The sequence below is a fragment of the Methanomethylovorans sp. PtaU1.Bin093 genome (genome assembly GCF_002067275.1).
Lineage (GTDB): Archaea > Halobacteriota > Methanosarcinia > Methanosarcinales > Methanosarcinaceae > Methanomethylovorans.
This window is the reverse complement of record NZ_MVQX01000069.1, coordinates 1-6,538: the sequence shown is the minus strand read 5'-3', so window position 1 is coordinate 6,538 and position 6,538 is coordinate 1. Positions and strand designations below refer to the sequence as shown.

Genomic DNA, 6,538 nt, shown 5'->3' with positions numbered 1-6,538 from the left:
CTGTTCCCGAGAAAGAGTTGTTAGTGTCTGTCCCGAAGATCTGATTGTGATGAGCACGGACGTTGCACCTGATACTATCCTTATGAACTACAGTGAGTACGGTGGTGTAGGAGTACCTACCGACACTGTAACAGCAAACATGATCGCAGAGAGGGTTACTGGCCTTGACTGTGTCCAAAATGCATTCCGTGGCGGAAATGCAAAAGGAACGAGCGTCTCAGCAATACAGATTCAGCAGGAAACAGAAGCCCTACTGATGAATTCTATTAATCCCCTCTTTTATGTATGCATGCCCAATTTTGGAGCTTACTACAAGCCAGACGGTCCTTTTGATAACTGTGGCGACCTTATGGCCGCAGGGAAAATTGAGGAAGCAAGGAAAACATACGAAGCTATTATCCCAAGCTCTATTAGAGATCTTACTTTCATAGCTAAAAATGCAGCAAGTGTTGGAGCAGATGCCATTAACATCGACACAGCTGCAGCAGCTGGTGATGCAGAGTTCCTGGGTGTGCTTAAGGCAACAGAGAAGATAAAAGAAGAAACTGAAATGGGAGTTGCCATCAACATGGCAAATCATTTTGTACTGGGAATGCACGGGGAAGTCCAGTACGATGGCAAAACTCTCGCTGGAATGATGCCTCATGACCAGGCAAAAGTAGTAGAGAAGTCTGGAGCAACCATTTTTGGTCCTGTTGTGAACACTAATACCAAGAAATCTGTTGCATGGACCGTAGCAAAGACAGTAACCGTAATGAAAGAATGTTCAAAACAGTCAAATATTCCTATACATCCCAACCTCGGTATGGGAGTATGCGGTGCACCAATGGCAGAGATACCACCGATAGATGCGGTTTCAAGAGCTGCGAAGGCTTTAGTGGAGATAGGTCGCGCTGACGGTATATAGTGCGGGCTTGGGGATCCCGTTGGGTTCCTCATAACAAACGAAATGTCCGTAGGAATGCACGGCATAAGGACCGCTGGTGATCTTGTAATGAGAATGCAGCTTAAAGGCATGCGTCTGAAGGAGGCAAAGGAATACGTTGCCAGGAAACTTGGAACAGATGTGTTCACTCTCTCAGATGAATATGCAATGAAAGAGATCAGGGAAGAACTTGGCATTGGAACTATCAATGCTGTTCCCGGTCAGCCTAAGGGTCTGAAGGCAAAGGCAAAGATTGCCGAGCTGCTCGATATCAAGATTCCGTGTGTGGAATTGCTGAGGTGAAGCAAGTTTAGACATTGAATGGATATATTGCTTTGATCTGGAATTTTAAGCATAAACACTCTAAATCCGTTACCCCCTATTAAAGAGGTCCAGTTATTGAGATCAAAGCAATATTATTCCAAAGGAGTTGTGTATCATGGATACAAGTTTGGAAAGTATTATCAAAAAAGAAAACAAGAACCGCATTACATGGGGCTTTATCATTGCATTTCTCTGTGCAGTTCTATGGGGTTTTGCATATGTGGCTTTTACCATGCAGTGGATAGTCCCTCCCTTTGGTGACATGTCTGCATTTCCCGAAGGTGCTATGGGAATGATGGTTGCTACAGCTACAATGCTCACTGTTCAGATAGCTCTTACTGTGATCATTCTGAGTATTTTTTATCTTGGTGGGACTGGAAAATTTGGAGATTTTCCCAGAACTGTTTCTAATATCAAAATTTCTAAATGGTATGCTTTTGCTGCTGTTCTTGGTGGGCCAATTGCGATTTATGGTACAACCCTGGCAATTGGTTATATAGGTGCTGCGTTTGCCGCTTCAGCGGCACTTCTAAGTTCAGTTATCGGCGCTTTTGTTGCTAAGTTATGGTATGGAGAGAACATCACCAAGAGAGCATGGACTGGCATAGCTATCATGGTTGTTGGTGGTGTATTCATTCTGAACCCCCCGCAAACGATTGCGGAAATAACCAACCCGGCAGCTCCTGATGGCCTGTGGTTGGGCTACCTCGGTGCCATTGCCTCATTCATTGGCTGGGGTATTGAAGGTGCGATTGCAGGACGTGTTATCGATCTGACAGACTCAGACACCGGACTTCAGACCCGCTTCTTCTCTGAACTGGCTATCTGGTTGGTTATAATATGGCCTATATATATCCTTCTCATAGGACCCAACGCTGTATTTACAGCTCTCAGTGCTGCTATTGGCAGTCCTTCATTCCTTATCTGGACATCAATTGCAGTCCTCACAGGAAATTTCTCATACGTTTTCATGTGGAAGAGCTACCCACTTATCGGGGTTGGGCGCGGTATGAGTGTTTCAACGCTCTATGTGTTGTTTGCCATAATTGCACTGTATGTGTTTATGGGAATTCCTACCGCATGGTGGGTAGTTCTTGGTGCCTTGATAGCAGTTGTTGGTATCTTCGTCATGTATTGGGATAGTGGTGAGTCATTAATGGAATCTACCCGATCTTCAGCTGAATAAAGAGTTACAGAGTTTTAAGAGGTGATATTAAGATGGCAAAACTACCTATGAAGTCGAGACTTGCTCAGATTCTCTACGAACAAAAAGAAGCATGGGACTATGAACTGATAAGCAAACTTCTTTCAGAATATGGAAAGTCTGGAGACTACTGGAAGTGGATGGCTCGTTTCTGGATGGCAGAATTCTCTTGTGGTGGCATATTCAACATTGTCGATGTTGCTGCTGATGATGGTAAACACTTTGCAAAAGGAAAGGTACTGTATAGGTATAACCTGACAGATTTTGGAAAAGCACGTATTAATGAACTTTTGGGGGCATGAGATATGTTTCATATAGAAGGTGTTTGGGCATTTGCAGGAGCAGATTACGTATATCTCGCAGTGGTACTGTTTCTGGACTTATTAGCACTCTACATAGGACGTACTTTCACAAAGAAGATATGAGCGAAGTTGGAGGATGAAATTAATTTCATCCTTTAAAGGAAGGAGGTAGAAAGTATGGATAATGATATTGAATTGGTAATCAGGAATGAGAACAAAAGCCGTGTGAGATGGGGCTTTACTTGGGCAATTATTTGTGCTGTGCTCTGGGGTCTCGGATATGTGGCTCTCTCAATGCTGTGGATAGTTCCGCCATATGGAGAATGGCTAGTCTTTCCAGAGGGTTCTGCAGGTTACCTTGTGGCAACAATTGTCATTACAGCAATTCAGGCCATAACATTTTCAATCGTATTATCATTATTGTGGGTTGGAGGACACGGTAAACTTGCAGATTTGCCACGAACTATCATATTCTTTAAAGTGTCCAAGTGGTATGCCCTTGCTGCAGCTTTTGGTGGACCGATAGCAATATTTGGTTCAACTATAGCGATAGGTTATGTGGGTGCTGCATTTGCTGCATCTGCCGGTCTTCTTTGCAGCGTGGTGGGTGCAATAGCAGCTAAAGTGTGGTATGGGGAGAATATAAGCAAGAGAACATGGGCTGGAATATTCCTTCTAATTATTGGAGGCGTGTTTATATGGAACCCATCTCAGATGATGGCTGAGATCATGAACCCTGCGGCTCCAGAGGGTATCTGGATAGGTTATTTGGGTGGGCTAATGTCTGCTATAGGATGGGGTATGGAAGGCGCAGTTGCTGCCCGTGCCCTTGATGTAACGGATGCAGATACAGGATTAGTTGTGCGGTTTATGTCTGAAGCGATTATATGGGTCTTTATTCTCTGGCCAGCATCAATACTCGTCTTTGGAGTTGACACGATGATAAATGTGATAGTTGCTACGTTTTCCAGTCCCTCTTTCCTTATATGGATAACTATAGCCAGTCTGTCATTGGGTCTTTGCTACATTGCTTTGTATAAAGCTTATCCACTCATAGGAGTAGGCCGTGGATTGAGTGTTTCTACTCTTTATGTTCCCTTTGCCATTGTGAGCCTGTACATATTCATGGGAGTACCAATAGCTTGGTGGCTTGCTCTTGGTGCATCGATCGCTATCATTGGTACTTTTGTCATGTACTGGGAAAGCGGTGATTCACTGCTTGAATGTACGCGTGACTGTAAATCCTCACTAGACGAACTGAAAAGATAATAAAGACCAGTAGCTAGAAATAAATTTTCGATTAAGGACGAGAATTACAAGGAGTGAACCAATTATCACTCCATTTCCAATCTAAACAGCTGAGAGGCCGTAATTACGTTGATTAAGCTTGCAATAGCGTACCTTCTCATTAAATTAAAGAGGTGAAAAATATGACTAACGGATTCAAATTCGAACTATTTGATAAGGAGGGCATCGAAGCCATTCATCAGACCACGCTTAAAGTGCTGGCTGACCCAGGAATAAGGATCTCACATGACTATGCGAGAAAAATCCTCAGGGAAAATGGCTGTGATGTGAACGAAGGAACACGGGTTGTCAAGTTTCCGGAAGAAATTGTAAAAAAAGCAATAGAAACAGCACCTTCATCATTTAATGTGTATGGACGTGATGAGAAGAACACTGTCAGTCTGACCAGCGATGGAAAGAAGGTTAACTGGATTAACTTTGGTATCGGTACCAAGATGGCCAATTACAGAGGCCCAAACGACTATTATATAAGAGACAGTACTCTGCAGGATCTTGCAAACATAGCTAAGGTGGCAGATTGGGCATCCAATATAAGTTATCTTTGTTCTCCGGTCTCGGCAATAGATTTGGCTGGTGAACCGGTTTCCAGGACCATGCATGAAGTAATGACACTTGTACAGAACACTTCAAAGCACCTTCTTCTGGACCCAGAAGCTGACAAAGTGCCATATTACTTTGAATTGAACAAAGCATTCTATGGTGGGGATGAAGAAGAAGCCCTAAGGAAACCACTGTTTACATTGGGTGGGTGCCCTACCAGTCCCCTGGAACTTGATTATGTAATATGCGAAATGGTACTACAGGCTACAAAGTTTGGTATGCCAATGATGGTCTTGAGCATGGCTATGAGTGCAGCATCATCCCCTGTTTATCTGGCAGGAACGCTTGTAACTCACAATGCTGAAGTGCTTGCAGGTGTGGTTTTGACCCAACTTTTGAAGCCAGGTCATCCAACATTCTATGGCAGTTCCACAACTTCATTCGACATAAAAGGTGGTACAGCACCTGTGGGTTCACCAGAACTTGGTGTAATAAGTGCAGGAGTTGCAAAGCTGGCACAGTACTATGGTCTACCATGCGTTGTTGCTGGCTCGTAGGCAGATTCCAAGGTACCTGATGCCCAGGTTGGGCATGAGAAAACCATCACTGGTCTCATTCCTGCATATGCAGGTGCCAGTGTGATATATGGTGCAGGTATGCTTGAGCTAGGTATGACCTTTTCCCTTGAACAGCTTGTGATGGACAATGATTTCATAAGCATGATAATGAAATCCAGGGACGGTGTCCCTGTAACTGATGAAACACTTGCATATAAAGCGATAAAGGATACAGGATTTGGCGGTCACTTCCTTGCGCATAAGACCACATTGAAAAATGTAAATCTGCCATCTCATCCTTCTATAATTAACAGGCAGATGTACGGGGACTGGGAGAGAGCAGGTTCCAAAGACATTGCAAGTGCAGCACATGATAAGGTAGTATACATACTGCAAAGCCATCAGGTAAAGCCAATTGATGCTGATATCCTTACAGAGATGAAGGCAATCGTTGCAAAAGTTGACAAAATGGTTGCAGGAAAATAATGTAGATCAATTGACAAAATGAGGTAATCTAATGGTAACAAAAGCAGAAATTATTGAGAAAGCAAAGGAAGCGATCTTGGAATTTGATGACGAAGCTGCAGAAGCAGTTGCACAGGAAGCCCTTGATGCAGGAATTAATCCTGCAGAGCTCATAGAAGAAGGTTTCACAGCAGCAATGAGCGATGTAGGTGAAAAGTTTGGAGCAGGTGAGTTATTTCTCCCTCACGTAATTGCAGCAGCGGATGCAATGCAGGCTGCTATCAACATACTGACACCTGAACTGGAAAAGATGAGTGCACAAACCAAGTCCAAGGCAACAGTTGTTATTGGTACTATCGAAGGCGACATTCATTCTATAGGCAAGGACATTGTAGCCACGATGCTCAAAATTGCTGGATACAAGGTTGTAGACCTTGGAAGAGATGTACCCATCAAAACATATGTAGAGAAAGCAAGGGAGCTTAAGGCAGATGTAGTTGCATCATCTGCACTCATGACCACTACAATGGTCAGCCAGATCCAGATTGAAGAACAACTCAAGGAATCTGAGCTGCGTGAAAGTCTCAAGACTATGGTAGGCGGCGCACCTGTAACTCAGGCATGGGCTGACAAGATCGGGGCAAGTATCTACGCTGAAAATGCAGCAGACGCGGTAACAAAGCTAAATGTTTTGTTTTAACCCTTGTTCAAAAACAGGGGCCTAAATCCAAAAAGGGATGTGTAAAAAACATCCCTTCTACCTCCATGTGCATACGTAGGTATTATTGAAATTCAGTTGGAAAAAATAAAAAATGGGATATTATGGTTCTTATCGAATCTTCTGAAATATTAAGCGCTTTAAAATTATTACAAAAATTTTCGGTTGAGTTTAAACTCGATGAAGCTTCACGAG

At 43.4% G+C, this 6,538-nt stretch carries 4 protein-coding genes and 2 pseudogenes; all 6 read left to right on the top strand.

Annotation, left to right across the window (positions count from 1 at the left end):
• The first annotated feature begins 49 nt into the window (after nucleotides 1–49).
• The 6 genes and pseudogenes from mtbB (at nucleotide 50) to A4E24_RS08005 (ending at nucleotide 6,325) form a co-directional block, all read left to right on the top strand.
• Nucleotides 50–1,228 (top strand): annotated as a pseudogene (mtbB, locus tag A4E24_RS08030) ([dimethylamine--corrinoid protein] Co-methyltransferase).
• Between the two features lie 136 nt (nucleotides 1,229–1,364).
• Nucleotides 1,365–2,435 carry an EamA family transporter gene (locus tag A4E24_RS08025; RefSeq protein WP_292352764.1) on the top strand — a complete coding sequence of 357 codons (1,071 nt, stop codon included), beginning with the start codon at nucleotides 1,365–1,367 and terminating at the stop codon, nucleotides 2,433–2,435.
• 32 nt (nucleotides 2,436–2,467) lie between these two features.
• Complete coding sequence (locus tag A4E24_RS08020; protein ID WP_292352763.1) at nucleotides 2,468–2,755, top strand: hypothetical protein; 288 nt, start codon at nucleotides 2,468–2,470, stop codon at nucleotides 2,753–2,755.
• A gap of 177 nt (nucleotides 2,756–2,932) precedes the next feature.
• Nucleotides 2,933–4,024 (top strand): DMT family transporter, encoded by a 1,092-nt coding sequence (locus A4E24_RS08015; RefSeq protein WP_292352762.1) that lies wholly within the window; start codon nucleotides 2,933–2,935, stop codon nucleotides 4,022–4,024.
• 161 nt (nucleotides 4,025–4,185) lie between these two features.
• Nucleotides 4,186–5,646: pseudogene (mttB, locus tag A4E24_RS08010) on the top strand ([trimethylamine--corrinoid protein] Co-methyltransferase).
• 31 nt (nucleotides 5,647–5,677) lie between these two features.
• Nucleotides 5,678–6,325: a methyltransferase cognate corrinoid protein gene (locus tag A4E24_RS08005; protein WP_292352761.1), complete on the top strand. Its 648-nt coding sequence runs from the start codon at nucleotides 5,678–5,680 to the stop codon at nucleotides 6,323–6,325.
• Nucleotides 6,326–6,538: the final 213 nt, after the last annotated feature.

What these genes read in the sequence shown, in the direction of transcription:
- A4E24_RS08005 (WP_292352761.1), top strand. Translation starts at nt 5,678, where the DNA reads ATGGTAACAAAAGCAGAAATTATTGAGAAAGCAAAGGAAGCGATCTTG.
- A4E24_RS08025 (WP_292352764.1), top strand. Translation starts at nt 1,365, where the DNA reads ATGGATACAAGTTTGGAAAGTATTATCAAAAAAGAAAACAAGAACCGC.
- A4E24_RS08020 (WP_292352763.1), top strand. Translation starts at nt 2,468, where the DNA reads ATGGCAAAACTACCTATGAAGTCGAGACTTGCTCAGATTCTCTACGAA.
- A4E24_RS08015 (WP_292352762.1), top strand. Translation starts at nt 2,933, where the DNA reads ATGGATAATGATATTGAATTGGTAATCAGGAATGAGAACAAAAGCCGT.